The sequence below is a fragment of the Proteus vulgaris genome (genome assembly GCF_011045815.1).
Taxonomy (GTDB): Bacteria; Pseudomonadota; Gammaproteobacteria; order Enterobacterales; family Enterobacteriaceae; genus Proteus; species Proteus vulgaris_B.
This window is the reverse complement of the sequence record NZ_CP047344.1, coordinates 3046734-3072013: the sequence shown is the minus strand read 5'-3', so window position 1 is coordinate 3072013 and position 25280 is coordinate 3046734. Positions and strand designations below refer to the sequence as shown.

Below are 25280 nucleotides of genomic sequence, written 5' to 3'. Positions count from 1 at the left end.
TCCTGAGTTTCTTTTTTATCCTGTTACATTACGTAAAATTTATCAAAACAAAAGAGATTAAAATCACAAATACGAAATAACGAAAGTAAATGAAAGGTTTTTTCGAAAGTTAAATACCGCTATTTTCGATAAAAATACTTTCGATTCGATACTATTTCATATTCTATTGACTATTTGAGCTATTTATTTTGATTTGTTTTTCGAAAACAAATGAGTGCTATGAAGTTTTAATCTGTATCTTGTGAGATAAGGCGAAATTAAATCTATATTATTGTGTTTTATCTAGCTGTATGTGGTGTAATCATAAGTATAGTGTTGCGTTATATCATTTTATTTATTGGAAACTGATGGCCTGAAGGCTATCATTGAAATGACACGAAAATAATCGTAAGCATTCGATGATGAATCGAAACTTTGTGAAAGAGATCAAAAGTTTTGTTTTTTTGCATTGTCGGTTAAAATTGGCGTAGTAAACTAAATTCGAAACTAATCGAAAGAAGGTCTTTTGGTTTCGTAAGGAGACGAAAGTGAAAGCGGCAGTTGAGAGGCGTATGGAAATCCTCGATATGGTAAACCAACAAGGTAAAGCCAGAGTCGAAGATCTCGCTGAATTATTTAAAGTCTCAAGTGTCACTATCCGCAGCGATCTAAGTTTTCTTGAGAAAAATGGTTATATCGTTCGCTCTCATGGTGCAGCAATTCCTAACACAGGATTTATTGCCGAATTGAGTATCCACGAAAAACGTGGACAAAACGCGGGCATAAAAACATTAATCGGGAAAGCTGCCGCAACGCTGATAAAGGATGGAGACACCGTCATTCTTGACTCGGGGACAACTACTCGCGAAATCGCGACACACTTAAAGTCGCGCGAAAATGTAGTGGTCATGACTAACGGTCTGGATGTCGCAATGGAGTTAGCAAATACCTCAGGTGTGGAAGTATTAATGACCGGTGGTGTATTGCGAAAAAGTGCGTTGTCTTTTTCAGGCTCACAAGCTGAAAATAGTCTTAGAAATTACCGTTTTGATAAGGTTTTTCTAGGTGTTGACGGATTCGATTTACGTGTTGGTATTACTACACACAATGAACAGGAAGCCAGCCTTAACCGTTTAATGTGTGATATCTCAGAAACGATTATTGCGGTTGCAGATTCTACGAAATTCAGTAAACGCAGCTGTCATATGATCAGAGAATTTGGTGATATTGATATATTAGTGACCGACTCAGGTATCCCTGAAGAATATATTCAGGAACTGAAAGATCACAAAATCGAAGTGATTATCGTCGACGATAAGGCATCGTAATTTGCTAACTCCATTAGCAACACCGCCGGTGTTGATTATGGAGTTAGTATTTAATGCATCCTTTAGAAAAGATTGTTCAGCAACACAAATCAGGCAAACAGAATGGTATTTATTCTGTTTGTTCTGCCCATCCTTTAGTAATAGAAGCAGCTCTATTACAAGCGCTGGATAATGATTCCTTTCTGCTAATTGAAGCCACCTCTAATCAGGTTGATCAGTTTGGTGGTTATACGGGAATGACTCCCGCTGACTTCTACCAATATGTTATCGAACAGGCTGAAAATGTCGGTTTTTCTATCGAGAAACTTATTCTTGGTGGTGACCATTTAGGGCCTAATCGTTGGCAGCATCTAAACGCTGAAGAAGCGATGGCGAATGCAGATGTGTTGATTGCACATTATGTTGCCGCTGGTTTCAAAAAAATCCACCTTGATTGCAGTATGTCTTGTGCTGACGATCCTGTTCCTTTAACTGATGAAATTGTGGCATCCCGTGCTGCACGTCTTGCTGTTATTGCAGAACAGACAGCAAAAGAGACTTTTGGTTATAGTGATATTGTCTATGTGGTTGGTACCGAAGTGCCCGTACCGGGCGGTGCCGCTGAAGAGCTTGATACTGTTGAAGTTACTTCACCTGATGCTGCACGTAAAACCTTAGAATGCCATCGCCAAGCTTTTCAACATGCTGGTGTAGGTGATTGTTGGGAACGTGTTATTGGTTTGGTGGTTCAACCCGGCGTTGAGTTCGATCATACGGGGATTATTGATTACCAATCCGAAGAAGCACAATCATTAAGCCAAGTCGTGAACGATTATTCTCATCTAGTTTTTGAAGCCCATTCTACTGACTATCAAACCCAAGCGGCTTATAAACAACTCGTTCATGATCATTTTGCCATTTTAAAAGTAGGACCCGCATTAACCTTTGCAATGCGCGAAGGATTATATGCACTTTGCGCCATTGAAGAAACATTATTCCCTCAAGAACAGTGTTCTAAATTGCGTGAAAAAATGGAACAACTGATGTGCCGTGAGCCTGGATTTTGGCAAAAATATTATCACGGTGATGAGCGACAACAAGCCTTTGCTCGAGTGTATAGTTTTAGTGATCGTATCCGTTATTACTGGCCTGATGCTGAAATTAATGCTGCTATCGATACGCTAATGGATAACTTATCCGTTAAACCAATTCCATTGCCGTTACTAAGCCAATACCTCCCTTATCAATTTACCCAATTTAGAGAAGGCATGATTGACGGCTCCCCTGAATCTTTTGTTATTGCGAAAATTCGTGATGTGTTATCGGTGTATGCCGATGCGTGCTATGTCCATTAATTGAGGGAAACCATGGAATATTTAAGCTATCAGACCGCTAAATTAGAGCAACTGAATGCATTTTGGACTGCGAAAGAAATTGAGCAACAACCAGAATGTTGGAAGAAAACGTGGCAATCAGTAAAAGAGAAACGTGCTGATATTGAAGCTTTTTTAGATAAAGCGCTCGCAGAGCCTCATGCGCGAATTATTTTAACAGGTGCAGGTACATCCGCATTTGCTGGAAAAGCATTAGCCCCTATTTTAAGTGGTCATACAAAACGCCGAGTAGATGCGATTGCAACAACCGACTTAGTGGCTGATCCACAAGAATATTTAGCAGAAGACATCCCAACGTTATTAATCTCTTTTGCGCGCTCAGGGAATAGTCCTGAAAGTGTGGCAGCGTTAGATATTGCGACTGCATGTCTATCTCAGTGTCATCACTTAGTGCTGACATGTAATGCAAATGGCAAGCTTTATCAGTATTGCCAAAACAACAGTAGTGCATTGGCATTGTTGATGCCTGAAGAATCCAATGACCGTTCTTTAGCGATGACCTCTAGCTTTTCATCCATGATGATGGCTGCAGTGACTATTTTTTTAGGAGATAACGTCTTTAGTGATTCTATCGCACCTTTTTTTAGTCACTATAAAGCGCAGTTTAATAAAGCGAATCAAATTATTCGAGATAAATACGCGGGTAAGTTTAAACGGGTTATTTATTTAGGAAGCGGTGGATTGCAAGGTTTAGCGCAAGAAGCTGCGCTGAAAATGTTAGAGCTTACAGCCGGTAAGGTGGTAGCGAGCTTTGATACTCCATTAGGCTTTCGACATGGACCTAAGTCTATTGTAAATAAAGAAACTTTAGTGGTGATGTTCTTCTCAAATGATCCTTACACTCGTCAATACGAGACTGACTTATTACGAGAGGTTATTCACGATAATGCATCAGGCAAGGTGATCGCGATCACCGCACGAAATGATAAAGCTTTTTCGCCAGAGAGTTTTGTTTATATTCCTGCGTTAGAGAACTGTTCAGATGTGGCGCTATTGTTCCCTTACTTGATGTTGGCGCAATCATTCGCATTTCACAGTTCCATTGCACTAGGGAATACGCCTGATAACCCGTCTCCAACAGGAGAAATCAACCGCGTTGTACAAGGCGTCACTATTTATCCGTTCTCATACAAAAAAGACGACACACAGTCTGCTTTAAATTAATAAAATATAATAAGAGAGCTAATCATGAACACACCGAATATTGTCTGGACCCGCATTGACGAACGTTTACTCCATGGTCAAATCCGCATTACATGGGGAAAACATACAGAAGCAAACCTGATTTTAGTGGCTAATGATGACGCAGCAGAAGGCCCAAATGCCGCATTCATGCAAGCTGGAATGAAAGCATCAGCAGGGGGCGAATATGCTGTTCGCTTCTTCTCTATTCAAAAAACCATTGATGTTATTAGCAAAGCATCACCTCGTCAGAAAATTTTTGTGTTGTGTAATAACCCAAAAGATGTTGCCCGTTTAGTGGAAGGTGGTGTGCCCATTACTCACTGTAATGTTGGCAATATGCATTTTCATGAAGGAAAACGTCAAATTGCAAAAACAGTATCCGTTGATGAAACCGATATTGATGCGTTTAAACGCCTTGTTGCAAATGGGGTAACTTGCACAATTCAAAACACTCCCGATCAGACACCTGTTGATGTATTAACACTCGCATCTGCTTGATAAATTTCTGAGTAAAAAAAACCTGCATTAGCAGGTTTGAGGATTATTTATGATTTTTGAAGCTTCTTTAGTGGCTTTATGGGCCTTCTTTTGCGGTATAGATAAGTATGACGTTGCATTAAATATCCATCGTCCATTAATTACAGGACCTGTTGTCGGCCTGATTATGGGTGATATGCAGGTTGGATTGATTGCAGGCGCAACATTAGAACTTGCTTGGTTAGGGCTTGTTCCTAACGCCGGTGCTCAGCCACCAGATGTAACTTTAGGCACTATTGCTGCGGTTGCTTTTGCGGTAATGACAAATCAATCACCTGAAGTTGCTATGGGTATTGGTATGCCAATTGCTGTGTTAATGCAAATGTTGGTGATTGGCTTCTTTGCAATGACGGCGTTCACTATGGGAAAAGCCGATAGATACGCAGAAAGAGCCGATGCGGGTGGTGTGTCTCGGTTACTGATTATCACGATTATAGTACGTTCATTACTCTATGCATTAGTTGCCTTCGTAACGGTCTATTTCGGTGAACATGCAGCTCAGTGGATTGATGATAATACCCCGAAAGTGTTGCTTGAAGGCCTCGGTATTGGTGCGAAGATGGTTCCGGCTATTGGTTTTGCAATGTTGTTGAAAATCATGTGGTCAAAAGAAGTTGCAGGTGTGTTCTTTATTGGTTTCGTCATGACAACTTATTTAAAACTCCCAATTATGGCGGTTGCTATTTTAGGCGCATCAGCTGCCACACTCTACTTCTTCTTTAGTGGTAACAACAAAAATACAAGTCAGCAAAATGAGGATTTCGAAGATGGTATCTGATAACAGCACTGCATTGAAAACACAGGATAAACCAGAAACGGGTTCTTTGATTGATGGTATTGATGAGTACCAAGATACTACGGTCAGAAAAGTTATCACTAAAGGTGATCTTTGGAAGTGTGCGTTCCGAGGGTTATTTATGGAAGGTAACTTTAACTTTGAACGTATGCAAGGTGGTGGATTTGCCTTCTCAATTATTCCAGCATTAAAGAAGATCCATGGGAATAATAAACGCGATTATGCAACATCACTGAAAAACCATCTGCAATTCTTTAATGCCAGCCCTAAACTGTTTACCTTTTTATTAGGTACAGCCGTTGCAATGGAAGAAAACAAAGAAAAACCATCAACTGTTAACGTGATGAAAGTTGCAGGAATGGGGCCAACAGGAGGCATTGGCGACGCTATCGATCATATGACCTTAATGCCACTGACATTAGCATTGGGTGCATCTATTGCAATGGAAGGTTCGATTGCGGGACCTTTTGTTTTCTTCTTTTTATATCAAATAGTGCACTTTTTAGTGTATTTCGGGCTGATGTTTATGGGGTATCGCGCGGGAACCGCCGCGATGGTCAATATGAGTGATGCCACTGAAAAACTGGCCAAAGCCGCCAATATTATGGGGATCTTTGTTATTGGGGCGCTCTCCGCGACCTTTATCAAGGTGCAAACCACCGCCTCATTAGAGCTGGGAGGAAAGGTGGTCGAATTGCAAAGCGCGCTCTTTGACAAAATCATGCCGAATTTATTGCCTCTGTGCTTAGTTTTCCTGATGTACAAAATGGTAAAAAGCACCGGTTTTTGGGGTAAACCTCCGGTATTAATTTTCTCAACTCTTGCATTTGGCGTTGTCGGCCACGTATTAGGATTCTTATAACAGAGAGCCTTTACCACCGTCGTTATTGTCAATCGAAATACATTATTAACTTGCTATAAACGGGCAGGAGGGGCTTCTGCTGCCCGCAAGGAGTCACTCATGATAGGTCTTATTGTTTCAGGACATCTTAATTTTGCTTCTGGTATGGCATCAGCCGTAAAAGCGATTGCTGGCGAGCAAGACGATATCGCATTTATCGATTTTGTTGAGTCAATTTCTCCTGATGAACTTGAAGAAAAAATGCGTGAGGCGATTAACTCAATGTCATGTCAGCAATATCTGTTCTTAACAGATTTACCCGGTGGAACCCCTTGTAATCGAGCAATGGCCATTATGATGCAAAATCCTGCTGTTGAGGTATTAGCGGGTGTGAATTTACCGATGATTGTTAATGCAGCTTTTGAACGAGAAGGGTGTTCAACACCAGAGTTAGTGCAAACATTACGCGAAATAGGTCAAGACAGTATTCAAGATATTCGTGAGCAATTAGCACAAATAGACAGTAATAATGCTGATGAAGAAGACGGCTTATGAGTCAGCGATATGCGATTTTGGCAGATAGAACGTTTACGCCTGAAGGAATTCGTTATCTCTATTATGTCTGTGTTAGGGGCGATGTCATTGAATCGATCACCTCGCAAGCACCAACAGATTGCCCCATTATTCGACTAAAAGGGAAATCATTATTACCCGGTTTTGTGGATATCCATATTCATGGTCGTGAAGGTGCGGATGTCATGGATGCGACTGAACAAGGGTTGCAAACCATTGCTGATGCTTTAGTGAAAACAGGTGTTGTTGCGTGGGTTGGTACAACGGTTACTGCACCTATAGATGATATTCGCCTCGCATTATCACAAGTACGTGAGTTCTTATCAAAGCCACAAACATCCGGTGCGTTGTTACTTGGGAGCTTTTTGGAAGGGCCTTATTTTACTGAGCGTCATCGCGGCTCTCATCCTGTGAAATATCTTAAAGCACCGACAATATCAGAGTTAGAAACACTGCTCGAAAGTGCAGGTGACACATTATTGCGTGTCGCTGTTGCGCCAGAAGCACAAGGTTCAATAGATGCGATTGATTGGTTGGTCAATCGAGGTATTAAGCCAAGTGTGGCGCATACAGCTGCAACTTACGAGCAAACTTCAGATGCGTTTTTGCATGGTGCTGATTGTGGTGTGCATTTGTATAACGGTATGACGGGGCTTCATCACCGTGAACCGGGATGTTGTGGTGCAGTGTTATATCACAATGTATTAGCGGAATTGATTGCCGATGGCATTCACGTTCATCCCGTGATGATGCAATTAGCGTATCGCATGAAAGGTTATCAACAACTCGCGTTAATTACAGATTGCATGCGTGCCGGGGGGTTGCCTGATGGTGATTATACGCTAGGTGCACAAACAGTGAGTGTTACTCAAGGTCAAGCTAAAACAGCCGATGGCTCTTTGGCTGGGAGTACCTGTAGCTTAGATAGTGCATTGCGAAATATGGTGAAACTTGCGCACATACCTGAGTGGGAAGCTGTACAAATGGCGACTGCGATCCCTGCGGAGTATCTCGGTATCGGCGATAAATTGGGTTATATCAAAGTAGGGCAACAAGCCAGCTTTGCTGTGGTGGATGAATGTTTTCATCTCACCGATACATTCATCAGAGGAAATCATATTTACTCTGTATCCGGGGAAAATGTATAGCTTTTCAGTTATGCACCCATCAGTAAAAATGAGGTATTTATAATGGAAATTCGTCAGCCAATTCATAGTGAACATGCTAAAAGGCTTGATACAGAAGGACTTCGCAAGGAGTTCCTGATAGAGAACCTATTCTGTGAAGGGGAAATGAATCTCACTTATAGCCATATAGACCGTATTATTGTTGGCGGTATTGTTCCTACAACGCAGCCTTTAGCATTAATGGCGGGTAAAGCCTTAGGCGTTGATTTCTTTTTAGAAAGACGTGAGCTAGGTGCCATTAATATTGGTGGCGCTGGTAAAGTAGTTGTTGATGGTGAAGTGTTTGATATTGGTCCTCGTGAAGCCATTTATATCGGAATGGGCGCTAAAAGTGTTGAATTTATGAGTGATAATATGGAAACTCCGGCTCGTTTTTATATGAACTGTGCGCCGGCTCATCATACTTATCCAACACGCAAAATAACGCAACAACAAGCATCACCAGAAAAAATTGGTAATACAGAAAACTGTAATGTTCGTACTATTTATAAATTCTTACACCCTTCAGTTTTGCCAACGTGCCAATTATCCATGGGGATGACCGTTCTTGAACCAGGTAGTTTATGGAATACCATGCCTTGCCATACTCATGAGCGTCGCATGGAAGTGTACCTTTATTTTGATATGAAAGATGACAACGTGGTATTCCATTATATGGGAGAACCAACGGAAACTCGTCATTTGGTTGTTCGCAATGAACAAGCTGTTATCAGTCCTAGCTGGTCAATTCACTCAGGTGTGGGCTCTGCATCTTATACCTTTATTTGGGGAATGGTTGGTGAAAATCAGGTCTTCCACGATATGGATCATGTGGCAATGAAAGATCTGAAGTAACCATAAATAGTCACATTTTCTTCTTACCCTACTTATAAAAAAGGTGTGGCAATAAAGCCACACCTGAGAGGTTATTGCTATGAATTTATTCGATTTAAATGGCAAGATTGCTATTGTTACAGGTTGTAATACAGGTTTAGGTCAAGGTATGGCTATTGGTTTAGCCAAAGCGGGTGCAGATATTGTGGGTGTGGGTATTCAAGATGCACCTGAAACCCGCCAGCAAGTAGAGGCTTTGGGTCGTCGTTTTCATTACATTACACAAAATTTAATGAAACAAGATGGGTTACAAGCGCTGGTAGATGAAGCCGTTTCTGTTATGGGGCGTATTGATATTTTGGTGAATAATGCAGGGATTATTCGTCGAGAAGATCTATTAGAATTTAGTGAAAAAGATTGGGACGATGTGATTGATATTAATCAGAAAACATTGTTTTTTTTATCCCAAAAAGTAGCTCGCCAATTTGTGAAACAAGGTGAAGGTGGAAAGATAATTAATATTGCTTCTATGCTCTCTTATCAAGGCGGTATTCGAGTTCCTTCCTACACAGCAAGTAAATCTGCAGTAATGGGATTAACCCGTGCATTGGCAACGGAATTATCTCAATACAATATTAATGTTAATGCAATTGCTCCGGGTTATATGGCAACAGATAACACTACCGCGCTTCGTGCTGATGAAGCACGTAATGCAGCTATTTTAGAACGTATTCCAGTAGGACGATGGGGAACTCCCGAAGATGTTGCAGGTCCAGCAATTTTCTTAGCATCAAAAGCGAGCGATTATGTTACTGGGTATACCATTGCAGTTGATGGTGGTTGGTTAGCTCGTTAATTTCATGGAGAAATAGGATGGAACACGCTAATACAGATACTTTGCAAAGAGAGCTTGTATTACAAAACATGAAGCGAGTGTATCGTTATCAATCGGCTAATCAAGTTCGCAGTGTTCGTCGCCGTAGTGGTAAAACCCGTTTTATTAAAGATACCGATTGGGAACGTGGTGTTTTATGGAGTTGTGTTAGTGCAGCATGGCAAGCAACACAAGATGAAGAGTATCTCAATGGTGTGCTGAATTACACTTTACATACTGGATTTAGAACAGGTCCCAACGCACGTTTTGCAGATGATCATGTTTGTGCACAAGCTTATTTAGCTATCAGTCCACTTTTCGAACAATCTGAAGTGGTTGAACCAACAATCAAAGCGTTTGATATTATGCTTAATGAGCCAAAACTTGGTCGTGAGGATTGGTGGTGGTGTGATGCGCTCTTTATGGGACCCCCGGGATTTGCTGCACTTGCTGAAATTACCCATGAGCGACGTTATTTAGATTATATGCATACTGCGTATTGGGATGCGATTGAGCATTTACGAGATCCTGAAACTGGACTTATTTTTCGCGATCATCGTTATATTCCTGATGGTCAAGGAAATGAATTACGCGAAGCCAATGGTGAAAAAGTTTTTTGGAGCCGTGGCATTGGCTGGGTTTTAGCGTCTATTCCCCGTATTCTTCAATATATGCCAGATGATTTTTATGGTCGTGAGCGTTATATTGCACTGTTTAAAGAATTAGCGACATCCATCCTAGATTATCAACATGAAGATGGTTTTTGGCGAACAAGTTTACTCGATCCAGATAATTTTCCTGCGCCAGAAAGTTCAGCTACAGCACTATTTTGTTATGGACTAGCATGGGGAATTAATCAGGGAGTATTAGAGAATGAAATTTATTTTCCTGCTTTAAATAAAGCATGGGCGGCATTACAAACCTGTATTCATGATAATGGTATGTTAGGTTGGGTTCAACTTCCGGCATTTAACCCTCGTGAAGTGAAGTTTGAACACAATATGGATTATGGTGCAGGTGCTTATTTATTAGCAGGGAGTGAAGTTTTAAACCTTTTGTAAAATTGCTAGAGCTTTGATATTGACGCTTTGTTGTTTTTCTTGCGCTTTACATGCCTTCCGCGCAATATTTTCCTATCTAGGAGCCGGCCAAAATAGAGGTCGGCTTTTTTATATTTAATATAATAATAAGAGGTAACAATAATCTGTTACCTCTTATTATAAATTAGGGTGCTTAGATTCAAACCCAATAATGAAGGCAGGAAAATGTGGGGGAATGCTCCCCCACAAGATTAATATAAAATAAAAACTATATTAATCTGAATTATTAAATATCCATTATTTGGTATGAGTAAAGACAATATTTACTCTCTAATAATACGTGGCTCGATATTATCATTGAGACGATCATTAGCCCGATTAAAGAATATTTTTTCATTTCCTCTTGCACTCCGATAAAAATGGAGGCAGAATCAAATTGTTAGGTTTTGAGTCCGCCTCGGTTAATATACAATATATTTTCCGGGGCTTTTCTCTTTCTGGCACTTGCGACATGCTTGAACCAGATTGATCCAAGCACCCGCGCAGAGAATAACAAAATATTTATTGGGGACAACACATTTATTAATAATAATAAACCATTTAATTTATTTTTGTTATTTTAAATAAATAATTGATTTGCTAACTGGTGTGGATAATATAATAAGATGTAACAATAATCTGTTACCTCTTATTATAAATTAGGATGCTTAGATTCAAACCCAATAATGAAAGCAGGAAATTGTGGGGGAATGCTCCCCCACAAGATTAATATAAAATAAAAACTATATTAATCTGAATTATTAAATATCCATTATTTGGTATGAGTAAAGATAATATTTACTCTCTAATAATACGTGGCTCGATATTATCATCGAGACGATCATTAGCCCGATTAAAGAATATTTTTTCATTTCCTCTTGCACTCCGATAAAAATGGAGGCAGAATCAAATTGTTAGGTTTTGATGCCGCCTCGGTTAATATACAATATATTTTCCGGGGCTTTTCTCTTTCTGGCACTTGCGACATGCTTGAACCAGATTGATCCAAGCACCCGCGCAGAGAATAACAAAATATTTATTGGGGACAACACATTTATTAATAATAATAAACCATTTAATTTATTTTTGTTATTTTAAATAAATAATTGATTTGCTAACTGGTGTGGCTAATAAAATAAGAGGTAACATGTTACAGTTACCTCTTATTTTAAATTATGGTGCTTAGATTCAAACCCAATAATGAAGGCAGGAAATTGTGGGGGAATGCTCCCCCACAAGATTAATATAAAATAAAAACTATATTAATCTGAATTATTAAATATCCATTATTTGGTATGAGTAAAGATAATATTTACTCTCTAATAATACGTGGCTCGATATTATCATTGAGACGATCATTAGTCCGATTAAAGAATATTTTTTCATTTCCTCTTGCACTCCGATAAAAATGGAGGCAGAATCAAATTGTTTGGGTTTGAGTCCGCCTCGGTTAATATACAATATATTTTCCGGGGCTTTTCTCTTTCTGGCACTTGCGACATGCTTGAACCAGATTGATCCAAGCACCCGCGCAGAGAATAACAAAATATTTATTGGGGACAACACATTTATTAATAATAATAAACCATTTAATTTATTTTTGTTATTTTAAATAAATAATTGATTTGCTAACTGGTGTGGATAATATAATAAGATGTAACAATAATCTGTTACCTCTTATTATAAATTAGGATGCTTAGATTCAAACCCAATAATGAAAGCAGGAAATTGTGGGGGAATGCTCCCCCACAAGATTAATATAAAATAAAAACTATATTAATCTGAATCATTAAATATCCATTATTTGGTATGAGTAAAGATAATATTTACTCTCTAATAATACGTGGCTCGATATTATCATCGAGACGATCATTAGCCCGATTAAAGAATATTTTTTCATTTCCTCTTGCACTCCGATAAAAATGGAGGCAGAATCAAATTTCTTGGGATTTGAGTCCGCCTCGGTTAATATACAATATATTTTCCGGGGCTTTTCTCTTTCTGGCACTTGCGACATGCTTGAACCAGATTGATCCAAGCACCCGCGCAGAGAATAACAAAATATTTATTGGAAACAACTCATTTATTATCAATAATAAATTATTTTATTTGTTTTTGTTGTTTTAAATAAATAATTGATTTGCTAACTGGTGTGGATAATAAAATAAGAGGTAACAATAATCTGTTACCTCTTATTATAAATTAGGATGCTTAGATTCAAACCCAATAATGAAAGCCGGAAATTGTGGGGGAATGCTCCCCCACAAGATTAATATAAAATAAAAACTATATTAATCTGAATTATTAAATATCCATTATTTGGTATGAGTAAAGATAATATTTACTCTCTAATAATACGTGACTCGATATTATCATTGAGACGATCATTAGCCCGATTAAAGAATATTTTTTCATTTCCTCTTGCACTCCGATAAAAATGGAGGCAGAATCAAGTTCTCAGGTTTGAGTCCGCCTCGGTTAATATACAATATATTTTCCGGGGCTTTTCTCTTTCTGGCACTTGCGACATGCTTGAACCAGATTGATCCAAGCACCCGCGCAGAGAATAACAAAATATTTATTAGAGACAACACATTTATTATCAATAATGAATTATTTAATTTATTTCTGTTATTTAAAATAAATGACTAGTTAGGTGATGAATTACCTCTTTAGGTATTTTTCCGAAGTGGGTAATTTAAATGTTAAAATATTTATTTAACTAAATTAATAACAATAGGTGTTGCCTGTATTGTTGTCGTAGTAATCAGCGTATTATTATTTTGATGTTTAATAATAACACCAGACTGTGGTGTTACTAATTTCCATACTCCTTTTACGGTAACTGTGCTGCTTATTGGTTTAGAGTCAGCAGTTAGCCATTGACGAGAATAAACGCTGATTTCGACTTGATTTCCATTATTATCAATTTGGTCATTTTCAATGCCTTGATATAAATTTAAATTAGGATTAACAATACTTAATGTTAATTTTTGTTTTTGATCTTTAGCCATAACCATAACAGGAGAGTCACTCGATAATAATATTGCTTGAGGTGATTTTAATTGTGTCGCTTCAAAAAAAGCATATCCTTCTTCTTGGGTGATTTTGTCTTTTACTGCATGTAATTGATTATTATGTTGTAATATAATGTATTCAGGTGCTTTATTATCTTGTGATTCAATTACTATCGCATACTCATAGTTTTCATTCTTAGGTGCGTTACCATGAGAGATAACTGCTGTTGCAAATAATTGTTCTGTTGGTTTTGACGTTCTATCATCAAGCGAATGTTGTTTTTGATAACTAAATTTTACAGTTTGTCCTTTTGTGAGCTTATATAAATTTCCAGCAGGATCAATTAAAGTATCTGCATTATTTAAAGTTAATTGAGTACCTAATTGATTAACCTCTTTGCCATTAATTATCACTGATTTTAATTTAGGAACAGCAAATTGAAAGAGTGTTGTTTCTGTCCTATGTTGTTTATCATCATTTTCAATACCGGAACCTAAAGCAATAACTCTATTATCAAATAAAAAATAGGATTTATTAGCTCTTAAGCTTTGTTGTTGATATTTACTGTGACCATGTAATTTCATGGCAAACATACTATTGTTATTAAGTGTATTTGCACCAGAATAGCTTTCTGTTGAAAGCAACATTTCTTCAATACCTGCAGCAGGTAATTGACTAAGTTTTGCTTCAAGTTCGTTATAGGGAAGGTGAATAGTTGTTGTACCTGGATATCTATTCCAATCCCATCCAGCATGGCTAAATCCTGCTTGGGTTAAATCTGCCGGAATAATTTCTAAGTGTCCATATTGTAAATAACGACCATAACGGTTGTTATTTTCATAACTTTCATTACCAACAAGATAACGGCTAAAACCGCGCGCTATGGCAAGCCAGCTTTGTTGTGGTGATTGAGCCGATGCCCTTCGTTGTATTGCCATTGATGCATAATTCATTGCCCATGCGCCAACCGGTTCACTTTCAGCTTTAATGCCTTCAAAATGCGTTTTGTTGTCTAATTTTGCATAAGCGGCGGATAATGTGGTATCTAACTTTTGTTTGCCATCTGGGGTTCCTGCTAATGCCATCCATTTAAATGGAGTGATGCCTATTTTATGCAACCCTGTTGGGTGACGGCCACTTAATACGACAGGAATTTGTGTCTCTTTGGTGTAGATACGCATTTTTAACAAAACATCTTTTAAACGCTCATGTGCTGAAGTAGTTAAACGAAAAGGTGAATCACTTAATGCATACACACTGGGTGCTAAACCACCAAATGCGTCTTTTGCATAAGCAGGATAATGTTGTGAATGATGAAAAATAGAACCATCAGGTTTGAAACCGCCAGCAACACCTTTTGAGCTTAGTATCGTTTTACTTAACCAATTTTGCAGTTGTGCTAAGGCTTGTTGACGTTGCTGGTAATCAGGTAGCATCAATAAACTTTTTATCATCCATTGTAATTGAGTGTTGAGAATATCGACATTTGCATCAACGATTTCATTGTCTTTTTCAAAAATTCGTCCTGTAGCGTTATACCACATCATGGCTTGTTGAGTTGGAGCTAGAAGGTTATTTTTTGCGAGAATATGACGTCCAATAAACCATGCATCAAAAAGCTCTCTGGTTTGATAACCAACATGAGTAATAATTTGATAACCGCTACCGCGTGTAAAACCTTGTTCAAGAACGTAACGAGTGCCTAATAAATAACGATCTTCTAATTTTTGCCTATCAGTAGCTGATAATGAATTACTACGCAAATAAATAGCAGTTTGAAGAAGCGTTTTACCGACATCTCTTAGCATATTGGTATCAAGTAATGCTTTTTTAGTCTCCTCACTAAATATCCCTTCGACTTTCATAAAATTCTGCCGATTAGGATGATCAAGTGCTTTTCCTGTGATTGATCCATCAGTATGTTGCGTTAATCCTAATTTTTCCCATAATGCTAAATGTTTATCTAACATATCTGTGGTGATTTTCTTATTACTGTTTATCCCTTGATAATGCTCAAAACGCTGATAAATCAAAGCCATTTCTATTTGATCATCACGAAATTCAGTATCGAAGTTTAAAGTGGGATAATGAGCTCTAAACATTTGATCGTACATCAATAACGCACTCCAGTTTTTACTAACCATCGTGTTTACTGCGTTATTTACGTAAGGTGTTTGATAGTCAGGAACTGCCCAGCGATTGTCTAACGGTACACTCATCATAATTTGGTCGAAAAAGAGGGTTCCAGCTTGATTTGGTGCTGTAATAACTAATTGATCTAATTTTCCTGTTGCAGTACCTTTCATATCACGAAAAGGAACAGCAATACCTCGCCATCCCGTAAAATTAAGTTCAGCATTAAAACTTAGTGCAATTTTATTATTTTGTTTAAATACTAACGTTAATGGAGAAGATTGAGGTTTTTCATTATAAATCCACATCATAAAAGTGAGAGGAGTTGCTGTATTTTTATCATCTTGGTAATTAACAATATTATTTAGCGTTAATGTTGCTTGCGGTTGATATTGCCATTTAAGTGATTGTTCACCATCTTTAGCATGCTGTTTGCTTAGCGATAATTGGTTATTATTTGAAGTAATAAGGGTATTAGGCAGTTCATTTTCAAAAAGATAAATATCGCCGAAAGTTTCATGAGACAGAGAGGGTAAAGCTTGTGCCGGTAATGATAAACAGAGGCTTAATGTAACCGCGTGGGCTAAAGGGTTTTTTATTAACATAATCAGATTTCCTGCAAATAAAAAAGGAACGCAAGAGCGTTCCTTTTAATTAAATCAAGGGAGTGGTGAGAGTTTGATTTCCTGTGGAATACCAAAGTAGCTGGTAAAAGTCAGTTCAGTGTTATCACCTGAAACGTTATATTTCACTTTGCTATTTTTATCAGCAGATTGCCATTTACCATTAATCGTGACATTGATGGTGACAGGGGTTGCTGCTTTTTGGCGAGTCATATTTAAATCAGGTGTAACGGCACTGACAATAAGAGTGTCTTTTTGTCGATGAGTCATCACAATCGCAGGTTTATCAACTTTTTTTATCCACTTATCTTCAATTGAAGCAGGCTGATAAAAGGCATATCCCGTTACATTACTGAGTTTATCGAGAATAATATGAACGTCTTTATCCTTACGAAGAACCTGGTATAACCCATCGTTTTCACGGAATTTTTGTGCTATCTCTCCCATTTTTTCAGGCGTTGCATCTAAAAAGACCATATATTCATAGCTGGAATCTTTAGGTTGAACGCTATGATCAATCCATGCTGAACTGAAGTTTCCTTCTGTCGGTTGGCGATTTTTATTTTCTGCCGAAGTTTGGTGTTGGCGGCTGATATTTACTTTTTCAGCTTGAGTAATTAAATAACCATTACCATTACTATCAATTAACCAATCACCTTGTTTAAGAGTTGTTTGGTAAGGAATGGCTTCAATTTTTTGTCCATTAATCCAAAGGGTATTTAATGTTGGAGTAATGGCATGTTGGAATAAGGTGGTTTCGACATCTTTATTTTTATCACTACTATTTATATTGCTACCAATAAAAATTAAGCGATTATCAACGGCTAATACACTTTTTTTTGCAGTGAAGTTAGGATCAAAACGCTCAAGATTGGCTGGATAAATAAGATCGAATGCCATCATGCCATATTTGCCTTCAAGGGCAGATGCTCCACTAAATCCTCGTTCTCCACGTTGCATTAGGGTATGAGGTTTAGGGCTATCTAATTCTTTTAGAGGAAGATGGATCGTCGTCGCTCCTGGCATTCGATTCCAATCCCAACCTTCTTGCTGATAGCCTTGTAAAAGTTGCGAACCATTACTTACTATTTGAGCAACACCATGACTTTGATAACGACCATAGCGGTTATCTTTGTTATAAATTTCAGATGACCAAACATTGGTGTTATAAGCTTTCAGTGTCACCATTTTATCTTGCCAACGATGAATACCAAAAGCCCCACCATTAAAGGCGTAGAAACCTTGAGGCAGAGCTGCTGGTGCAATAGTTTCTCCAAAAATAGCATTCGATTCGTTTTGTGTTTTATCACTTATTGCAAGATAAATAGATGCGAGTGTTTTATCTGGAGAAGGTTTCGCAGACATGGCAAGCCAGTAGTAACCTTGAGCAACTGATTTTAACGAAGGTGAATTAAATGGGTGCCTTCCAGCAAGAGATAATCCGACTTCTGGAGCACTATAAATCCATGCTGAAACCATCGCTTTTTTCAGGTTATCCCAACCACTTTCACCGACTGAAAATGGGGTTCCACGAAGTAGATAAATAAGCTGAGAGGCATTTTTAAAGGCAGGGAAAGAGTAGCCCGGATAGTTGCCTTCATGTCGCCACGCAGTACCGTCAGGGCGTAAACCATCTTTACCACCCGGTGGTACTTGAGTTAATGCGCCAGTGATGTAATGGCTGAAGGTATTAATTAAGTTGATACGTTTTTGATCATCAGGTTCTAGCAGTAATAAGGCTAAGTGTTGACGAGATAGGGTATTGAAATAGTCTAAGTCAGAGCTATCTGCCCCCACTTTCATATCAAAACTACTTTTAAACTCTCGTGAATACCACAACAATGAATCATAAACTTGAGCTTGTAAGTTTGCCTCTTTTAGTGCATCAGACATGAGTAATGTGGAAATATACCACCATCGAGAACTATATCCCCAGTGATGGGTTGTGACTAATGCACTTCCTTTAACAAAGCCTTGATCTAATAAGTGCTTTGTCATTAATAAGTACATCTGCTTTAGCTGAGCCTTTTGTGTAGGATCTTTTTCCAGTACATAAGCACGGCTAATATTAAACATTAATGTAGTGTAATCACCTAAAATAACATAATTATTAAATAGTTGTTTATCTTGAGGGTTGAGATTTTCTGGTTGATAAATAATCGTTTGTTTATCTGTGATCAGGTGTCGCCCTTGTATTGTGCCATTATCTAAAGCGTGAATATTAAGAGCATCAAAATCACTTTTTAACTTGCCAATATTTTCTTCTAGTGCGAGATTTGTTTCTTTTTCACCGCCAACAAACTCATTTATCAAACGTTGGCGAATAAGATCAATTGCAGCTAAGTTTTCAGGTGTCACCGGTAACTGAGGTTGTACGTTATGAAACTGAATTTCGGGTTCTGATAAGCGAGTTTTGATTTGATAATCAGACCATTGATAGCGAGCATCATCGATAGAAAACATAATGCGATCGATATAGATTTCACCTTGATCCACATTAGAGGGGGCTTTAAAGCGAATGCTATCGACATTAGCGCCTAAAGAGCGCCCAATGCTGTCTTGAGTACCATCAGAGGAGGTATTCATCGCATTTAAGGTCATCTCACGATTTTCAAGATCGTTATTTAGCGAAACACCTACGGCTCGCCAACCAGTAAAATTAAGTTTTACTTTAAAGCCGGCTTGGGCTTCACTGGTTGTATTGAGTTTTTCGCCTAGATCAACGGTAAGATAACCATTAATTGGCTTTTCGTTATAAAGCCAAAATGATAAAACGGGCGTAGATGAACGCCCCCAAGCTTTAGAGGCTTTTTTATCTGTCGGCACAATCAGTTTTTTATGTAAAGTAAAGCTACTGCCTCCTTTCCATTTCCACAAAAGGGATTGGCTTCCCATAATGCTACGTTTATCTGATAGCGAAAGTATTGAATTTTTATCTGACGAAAAATCAGCTAATGGGTTATTTTGCGCAAAATGATAGATTTCTGACTGCATCAGATTATTAGGATCAAATGCAGGGTTGCTGGTGGCAGCAATCACATGATAGGGGGCTGATAATAGCCCCAATGTCATTGCAAGTGCAGTAAAGCGAAATATCGGCATTATTTTTCTCCTTAGAAACGCTGGCTAACAGTGAAACCAATGCGTCCTTCATTAAATTTGTCATAACGCTGATAGCCGATTGTTGTGCCTAAATTTAATGATTGAGTGATATCGAGATTGGCACCTAATTCCGCACTAATAATGTCACCACCAACAGTATTTCCTTTAATATCAAAGGTCTCTCCTCCAGTATTAAAATAAGTCAAACTGTGGCGTTGATTAATATTATTGTCACCTGCGATATCTTTGAAATAACGAAGGTTAAGAGATGGGGTTAATTTTCCATAAGCAGTCTGATAGCTATTCCATAAAGCAACTGAGCCACCTAATTGATTAACAGCATAGCGTTGGCCATAAGTACGCATAGATAAGGCAGAGCCTGTTTCTTCCCAAGAGTCAATATTGAGCCATTGATATTGGTAAGTCAGCATCGGTTTAATATGGATGAAATCAAAATCAAAATGAGTTCCAGCATTAATTTGATAACCTAATTGCACACCTGAATAATCACCTTTTGCTTTGGTATTTCCTTCCCATCCAGTATTGCCACCAATATCTCGCTCACTATCGACAGTGTAATAACCAATATTTAGATTACCGCTTAGGAATAATGTGTCACTATACCAACCGGTGTAAGGCATAAATTCAAAATGGCTAATTTCTTTGCTTGCGTTACGTTGTTTTGCGTCAGCCTTGGCATAGTTATAAGCAAATGAAACACCGATAAGAGCATCTTGATTAATTTCATAATCAGTACCGATTTGAATACCAGTACGATAAGTGTTGTAACCGTTAATTCCACCTTGATTGCTTTGTGTGCCATAACCATACAGTATATTGGCCCAACTGTTCCAGCCAGCTTCTCTTTCTTCAATTGGCAATTGGTTATCATAGCGTAAATAGCGGTGTGCAATATTATTGCGCATATCTTCAACCATGATTAATCCCGCTTGAATATCACTGCCATCAGCAATAGGGGCTAAATCATTTGATAATGTGGCAATATTATTATCGTCATTTCCAGCAGCAACTAATAAACTCAAAGCCTCATCTGAAACTTGACTACGTGTATTGTTAAATTCATTTAAAACAGTTGGAATAATAAAATTAGCTGCCGCTAATCCATTTTCATTGACGCCACCACGTTCAGCAGCACTAATAAAATTATTACCACCTTCGTAGCTAATACCATAACGTGCAACTAATTGATTACCGCTAACACCACCACTAATATTAGGCGGTGTAGTCTCTAACCATGAATCTGTTTTTTCTAATAATGGAGATACATCTGGTGCTATGGCATTGGCGTCAGTAACCGTAATTCCAGCTTCATCTTTAATCGCTGAATTGGAAGAGATCAAAACAATATCTTTATTTATAATGTTATCGACACTGGTGCCTTTAAAATCCAATTTAGCTTGGCTACCTTTTTTAAAAGTAACATCACCGTCAACATGAAGAATAGTTTCATCAGTATTGGTATTATCATCAAGACGGAAAATTAACTGGCTATTTTCCTTATTCATGAAATTACCTTCCCAATGAATCGTTTTATCTTTTCCTTGGATAGTTAAATTGCCATGGTTTTCAATTAATGGAACACCCGTGATTTGATATCCATCAAATAAAGCATTTTGAGCACCACCTTGATATGCAAAATTTATTTTAGTATCTGCGTGACCATTTCCTAATATATCGCCGTGGATCTCACCATTTACATCACTTCTAAAACCTGTTTTTAGTGTTCTAAAATCAATGGCTGCAGTTTTTCCACGAATAATGGCACCGTCTCTTACATAAACGCCAGTACCTCGTTTAGGGAAATCGCCTTCAACCAATATGGCTGTACCATTTTCACTGGTTACGTTAGCGCCATTTAAGTTGATATTACTGCTAAAAGAAGCACCTTGATTTATCTTGAGGCCATTTGCACCATCACCAGTGACAGTAATATTTTTTGTAATTGCTTGAGCTTTATATTCTGTTGATGAGCCATTAAATACAACGCCATCACCTTGAGAAACAGTGACATCTTTATTTATTTGAGCCGTATTACCGTCATTAACATTAACTGTTTCACAGATATTTAAAGTGGGATCACATTCTGTCGCCCATGCCGAACCATAAATAGCTGATAAAATAGCCGCGCTCAAAAATAACAATTTTTTATTTTTCACAATATAACTCCATGAACAATTATATGATTTTAATTATTAGAATGTTGCTCGGAATGAAACTTTGAAATAATCTTGAGTCGATTTGCTACCATCATTTTTATTTTCAACTCGTTCATTATAATATTCCGTCATGACTCGCCATTGAGGTGATATTTGATAAGCCATTTGTAGGGTATAACGTGTCATATCTTTTTCGATATAAACGCCTTTATTTGTTCTATCTTCTATTTTCCCAAAAATAGATTTACGCATTGATGGAGAAACTATTAATCCTATTGGTGTTGTCCAGTTCACATACATACGTAATTGTTGATTATGGTTTGTTTCTTTTGTGTCGTATTCTTCATGTCGTATTGCTTGCTTACCACCATCAAAATAAGCAACAGTAGTATTAATATTTGGGGTAACAAAATAACGTAGACCCGGTTCAATTTCCCAGCCTAAATAATCCGTATTTGTGACGCCATTGCTACGTTTATCTTCTTTCTTTTGTAAGCCAAATAAAACACTACCTGTTAAAACCCAATCTTTATTAATTGGAAATTGGTAATTGGTTTTTGATTCATAAAAATCAATAGTTAAGCGACTGCCGTTATCATAATTAGTGAGATCTTGGCGGATTTTCAAACCAGGTTGGATCCAACCATTGTTTAATTTAAAACGATAACTACCTTGTAAATCATAACGTTGGTAGCGGTTTTTATTATCATGTTCACGTTGACGAAAGCCGACATCGAAATACCAGTTAGATTTTTCTGGATTAATATTAAAATCAACACGATAACCGGCATAGTTATTGGGTGTGTCGTAATCAGCTGTTTCCCAAGAAAACATAGCGTTGACATTAGCTGCCTGAGAATGAAAAGAAGTTAAACCTAAGCCAAGAAGAGGTAAGAAAAGAGCAATACGAAGTTTGTTCATGGTATATATCCAATTCTTTATTCGCTTTTATTAATGTCAATTTTTAGGTGTAGGACGTTTTCCCTTTTATTCTATTAAAAGGATTTTTATATAAGCGAATTGGGTTTATATATAGCGCCATAAAATAATGGCGCAGATATTTTTATTATTTTTCTTTACATGTCGATATTGTTTTATTTAATTTATTGGTTGTTGCCGTAATAAATTCAGAGGCGCGCCAAGAATCTCCTGTTTTTTCCAACCAAGGGGTCAGTTCTTCTTTAATTAATTTCTCAATTAAAGGCATATTGTCTTTGGCAATGTTTTTTATTTGATAAGGATCATTCACATTGTCATATAAGGTATATTTCAATGGTTGACCATCTTGTCTATCGATAACCAGTGTATGTGTTTTGGTTCTGACACCTCGTTTACCAAATGAAGGTTCTCCATAAGGAATAAAAAGATAAAGCTGCGAGTTTGCTGTGTCGCCTTTTCCTGTGACCACTCGGTCTGAAAGATCACTACCTTCGACAGAATCAGGTATCCATTCGGATAAACCAAGTAGTCCTAAGATTGTCGGGTAAATATCAGGAGCTGACATTAGTGCATCATCAGAACCTGGTTTAATTTTACCCGGTAAACGAAACATCATAGGAATACGCATGGATTCTTCATAAGGATTATTTTTTGTTGCCTGTCCATTTGATCCTAAGCAACTACCATGATCAGAGAAGAAAACAACGAGAGTATTATCTGCAAGGCCTTGTTTTTCTAATTCATCGACGATGCGACCAAATTGTTCATCAACACCGTTGACCATTGCCATGTATTCTTTGAAATATTGAGGCCCATAGCCTTCTTGGTATTCACTTTCCCATTGTACGTTCGGGCGAGTGTTGAGCTCTTTAGATGTTTTACCTTGATAAGCATCGAGGTATTTCTTCGGTACTTGGTCATAAGGCGAATGAGGTGGATTCATTGAAACCACTAATGCAAATGGTTTTGAATTATCCCTAAATTGATTGTTTTCATTTTTGAGAAACTTGATTGCCATATCAGCTTCATGTTCAGGTCCCCATTGATCAATGTAAATTGGTTTATCACGAGGAGTATCGTTTGCCCAATACATAGGTTTTAAATGTAAATCGTAGGTGCCATAAGAATACCAAAAGTCAAAACCATGGCGTCTATCAGGAGCTGCCCATTCATTCCAATAACGACCTTCCATTGGATTATTGTAACTTTCAATAAATGGTTCGTAAGGTGCATCAAGATGCCATTTGCCAATATAGCCAGTGCTGTAATCGAGAGATTTTAAAACATCAGACCAACATTTTGCATAAGGAGATAGATCAATACCTACTTTGCCACCATAATCATGTGCATTTCCTGTAATGCCATTGCGAACAGGGTATTGCCCAGTCATAAACATGCCACGGAAAGGAGAACAAAGAGGGTAATTTGAAGCCATTTGTGTCATTACTTTGGCTTGTTTCGCAAATTTATTCAGATTTGGTGTAATTGAGGGATCTTCTCCCATAAACTGTAACGCGTGTGCTCGCATTTCATCAGGAAAAACAATTAATAGGTTAGGGGCGTTTTCCGGACGGGATTGCGTGTTAGAGGTCGTGCTTCCTGAATTAGCAATAACAGGGGTAGAAATAGTCATTGCTGCACCGCTGGCTGCGAGCCCTTTGATAAAAGTTCTGCGGGAAACAGTCATTGCTTCCTCCTATTTTACGTTTGCTTTCGAATTAGTGTCTTTTATCTTATTTATACTTTTGCATAAGATCAAAAAGTAAGTTAACGAAAGATCAAGAATTGAAAGGGAGATCACAGAATAGTGTCAAATTGTAAGCAATTTGACAGCTAAAATAGGAGTTGGAATATTGTTAAGAATAGATTAACTTTTACGAATAATTTTAATTAATTGATTTATAATGATATTTATTGTTTTGTGATGATGATTGCAAAAATAACTTAAAGTTTCTTTTTTTAGCTATAAAGTTGCATAACAGCTAGTGTAAGTTCTTTTCTTTCGTTTGTTTTCATTGTCCTTTAATGACCCACCAAGATGTTCCTTTAAACTCAATATTTTTAACTATCTCCATGCCTAACTTTTGATGTGCTTTTAGTGAGCGAATATTTTCGCTATTAACAAATGCGATAGGGTGCCCGCCATGTAAAGAACAGATCTGCTGGTAGAGATCTTTTAATAATGATTTTCCTCGGTGCGATTTATCAATACAAACAGGGCCGTAAAACCAATTGTTTTGTGTTATTTCTGGGAAGCGTCGATTAATTTCTTGAGCAATAGGCGGAATTGAGAAAGATGTGACAGGGAAGCTGAAAACCACAGCAACAATATTTTCTTGATTAAGTGCAATAATAGTATTTATACTATATTGGTACATTGCCTCAACTTTGTTTTGTGGGTATTCGCCATATAATCCGCCTTGTTGAGATTCTGAATTCGCCTGTAATAACGTTGCTACTGAGTTGATATCTTTATATGTCATTTTTCGAAATATATAATGCATTTTTAATTCCTTTTTATACTAAGTTATAATCTTATTATATAAAAAATAATTTATAATACAAAAATACATTAATAATTCTAAAGATAAGTTTATTAATTTAAGTGTGACTATTGAATTTTGACTATCTACAAAACCTCTTTTTGAAAGAAATGTAATAAAAGCAGTAATAGAATATATTTATTACTGCTTAATTAATAACATGATTTTTATTTTTTATTT

17 protein-coding genes are annotated in these 25280 nt (G+C 37.6%); 11 read left to right on the top strand and 6 right to left on the bottom strand.

Annotated elements, in window-relative coordinates; all coding sequences use genetic code 11:
• Positions 1 to 527 precede the first annotated feature (527 nt).
• The 11 genes from agaR to GTH24_RS14390 all read left to right on the top strand — a co-directional run bounded on the left by agaR (position 528) and on the right by GTH24_RS14390 (position 10547).
• Positions 528 to 1307, top strand: coding sequence for a transcriptional repressor AgaR (gene agaR, locus GTH24_RS14440; RefSeq protein ID WP_036912386.1), 780 nt, complete (start codon positions 528 to 530; stop codon positions 1305 to 1307).
• 53 nt (positions 1308 to 1360) lie between these two features.
• Positions 1361 to 2641 (top strand): tagatose-bisphosphate aldolase subunit KbaZ, encoded by a 1281-nt coding sequence (kbaZ, locus tag GTH24_RS14435; protein ID WP_072069321.1) that lies wholly within the window; start codon positions 1361 to 1363, stop codon positions 2639 to 2641.
• Between the two features lie 12 nt (positions 2642 to 2653).
• The gene (locus GTH24_RS14430; RefSeq protein WP_072069320.1) at positions 2654 to 3844 is read left to right on the top strand and encodes an SIS domain-containing protein; all 1191 of its coding nucleotides are present in this window, start codon (positions 2654 to 2656) and stop codon (positions 3842 to 3844) included.
• A gap of 24 nt (positions 3845 to 3868) precedes the next feature.
• Positions 3869 to 4363, top strand: coding sequence for a PTS N-acetylgalactosamine transporter subunit IIB (gene agaV, locus GTH24_RS14425; RefSeq protein WP_072069319.1), 495 nt, complete (start codon positions 3869 to 3871; stop codon positions 4361 to 4363).
• A gap of 49 nt (positions 4364 to 4412) precedes the next feature.
• Complete coding sequence (gene agaW / locus GTH24_RS14420) at positions 4413 to 5180, top strand: PTS N-acetylgalactosamine transporter subunit IIC (RefSeq protein ID WP_164526561.1); 768 nt, start codon at positions 4413 to 4415, stop codon at positions 5178 to 5180.
• The gene (locus GTH24_RS14415) at positions 5170 to 6060 is read left to right on the top strand and encodes a PTS system mannose/fructose/sorbose family transporter subunit IID (protein WP_072069318.1); all 891 of its coding nucleotides are present in this window, start codon (positions 5170 to 5172) and stop codon (positions 6058 to 6060) included. Before agaW ends, GTH24_RS14415 begins: the two co-directional genes overlap by 11 nt.
• Positions 6061 to 6159: 99 nt before the next feature.
• A complete protein-coding gene (gene agaF, locus GTH24_RS14410) occupies positions 6160 to 6594 on the top strand; it encodes a PTS galactosamine/N-acetylgalactosamine transporter subunit IIA (protein ID WP_164526560.1) in 435 nt (144 codons plus the stop codon).
• Positions 6591 to 7760, top strand: a complete 1170-nt coding sequence (nagA, locus tag GTH24_RS14405) for an N-acetylglucosamine-6-phosphate deacetylase (protein ID WP_072069316.1) — start codon at positions 6591 to 6593, stop codon at positions 7758 to 7760. Before agaF ends, nagA begins: the two co-directional genes overlap by 4 nt.
• Positions 7761 to 7802: 42 nt before the next feature.
• Complete coding sequence (kduI, locus tag GTH24_RS14400) at positions 7803 to 8633, top strand: 5-dehydro-4-deoxy-D-glucuronate isomerase (RefSeq protein WP_072069315.1); 831 nt, start codon at positions 7803 to 7805, stop codon at positions 8631 to 8633.
• Positions 8634 to 8712: 79 nt separating this feature from the next.
• Positions 8713 to 9468: a 2-dehydro-3-deoxy-D-gluconate 5-dehydrogenase KduD gene (gene kduD, locus GTH24_RS14395; protein ID WP_072069314.1), complete on the top strand. Its 756-nt coding sequence runs from the start codon at positions 8713 to 8715 to the stop codon at positions 9466 to 9468.
• Positions 9469 to 9485: 17 nt separating this feature from the next.
• On the top strand, positions 9486 to 10547 hold the full coding sequence (locus GTH24_RS14390; protein ID WP_072069313.1) for a glycoside hydrolase family 88/105 protein: 1062 nt from the start codon (positions 9486 to 9488) through the stop codon (positions 10545 to 10547).
• 2732 nt (positions 10548 to 13279) lie between these two features.
• Here GTH24_RS14390 and GTH24_RS14385 read toward each other — a convergent pair.
• The 6 genes from GTH24_RS14385 to GTH24_RS14360 all read right to left on the bottom strand — a co-directional run bounded on the left by GTH24_RS14385 (position 13280) and on the right by GTH24_RS14360 (position 25061).
• Positions 13280 to 16321, bottom strand: coding sequence for a chondroitinase family polysaccharide lyase (locus GTH24_RS14385; protein WP_164526559.1), 3042 nt, complete (start codon positions 16319 to 16321; stop codon positions 13280 to 13282).
• A 54-nt stretch (positions 16322 to 16375) separates the two neighbouring features.
• Positions 16376 to 19441: a chondroitinase family polysaccharide lyase gene (locus GTH24_RS14380; protein WP_164526558.1), complete on the bottom strand. Its 3066-nt coding sequence runs from the start codon at positions 19439 to 19441 to the stop codon at positions 16376 to 16378.
• Positions 19442 to 19452: 11 nt separating this feature from the next.
• The gene (locus GTH24_RS14375) at positions 19453 to 21618 is read right to left on the bottom strand and encodes an autotransporter outer membrane beta-barrel domain-containing protein (RefSeq protein WP_164526557.1); all 2166 of its coding nucleotides are present in this window, start codon (positions 21616 to 21618) and stop codon (positions 19453 to 19455) included.
• 36 nt (positions 21619 to 21654) lie between these two features.
• Positions 21655 to 22539, bottom strand: a complete 885-nt coding sequence (locus GTH24_RS14370; RefSeq protein ID WP_072069308.1) for an OmpG porin family protein — start codon at positions 22537 to 22539, stop codon at positions 21655 to 21657.
• A gap of 145 nt (positions 22540 to 22684) precedes the next feature.
• The gene (locus tag GTH24_RS14365) at positions 22685 to 24244 is read right to left on the bottom strand and encodes a sulfatase-like hydrolase/transferase (protein WP_164526556.1); all 1560 of its coding nucleotides are present in this window, start codon (positions 24242 to 24244) and stop codon (positions 22685 to 22687) included.
• 325 nt (positions 24245 to 24569) lie between these two features.
• Entirely contained in the window at positions 24570 to 25061 is a 492-nt protein-coding gene (locus GTH24_RS14360; RefSeq protein ID WP_072069306.1) for an N-acetyltransferase, read from the bottom strand.
• Positions 25062 to 25280: the final 219 nt, after the last annotated feature.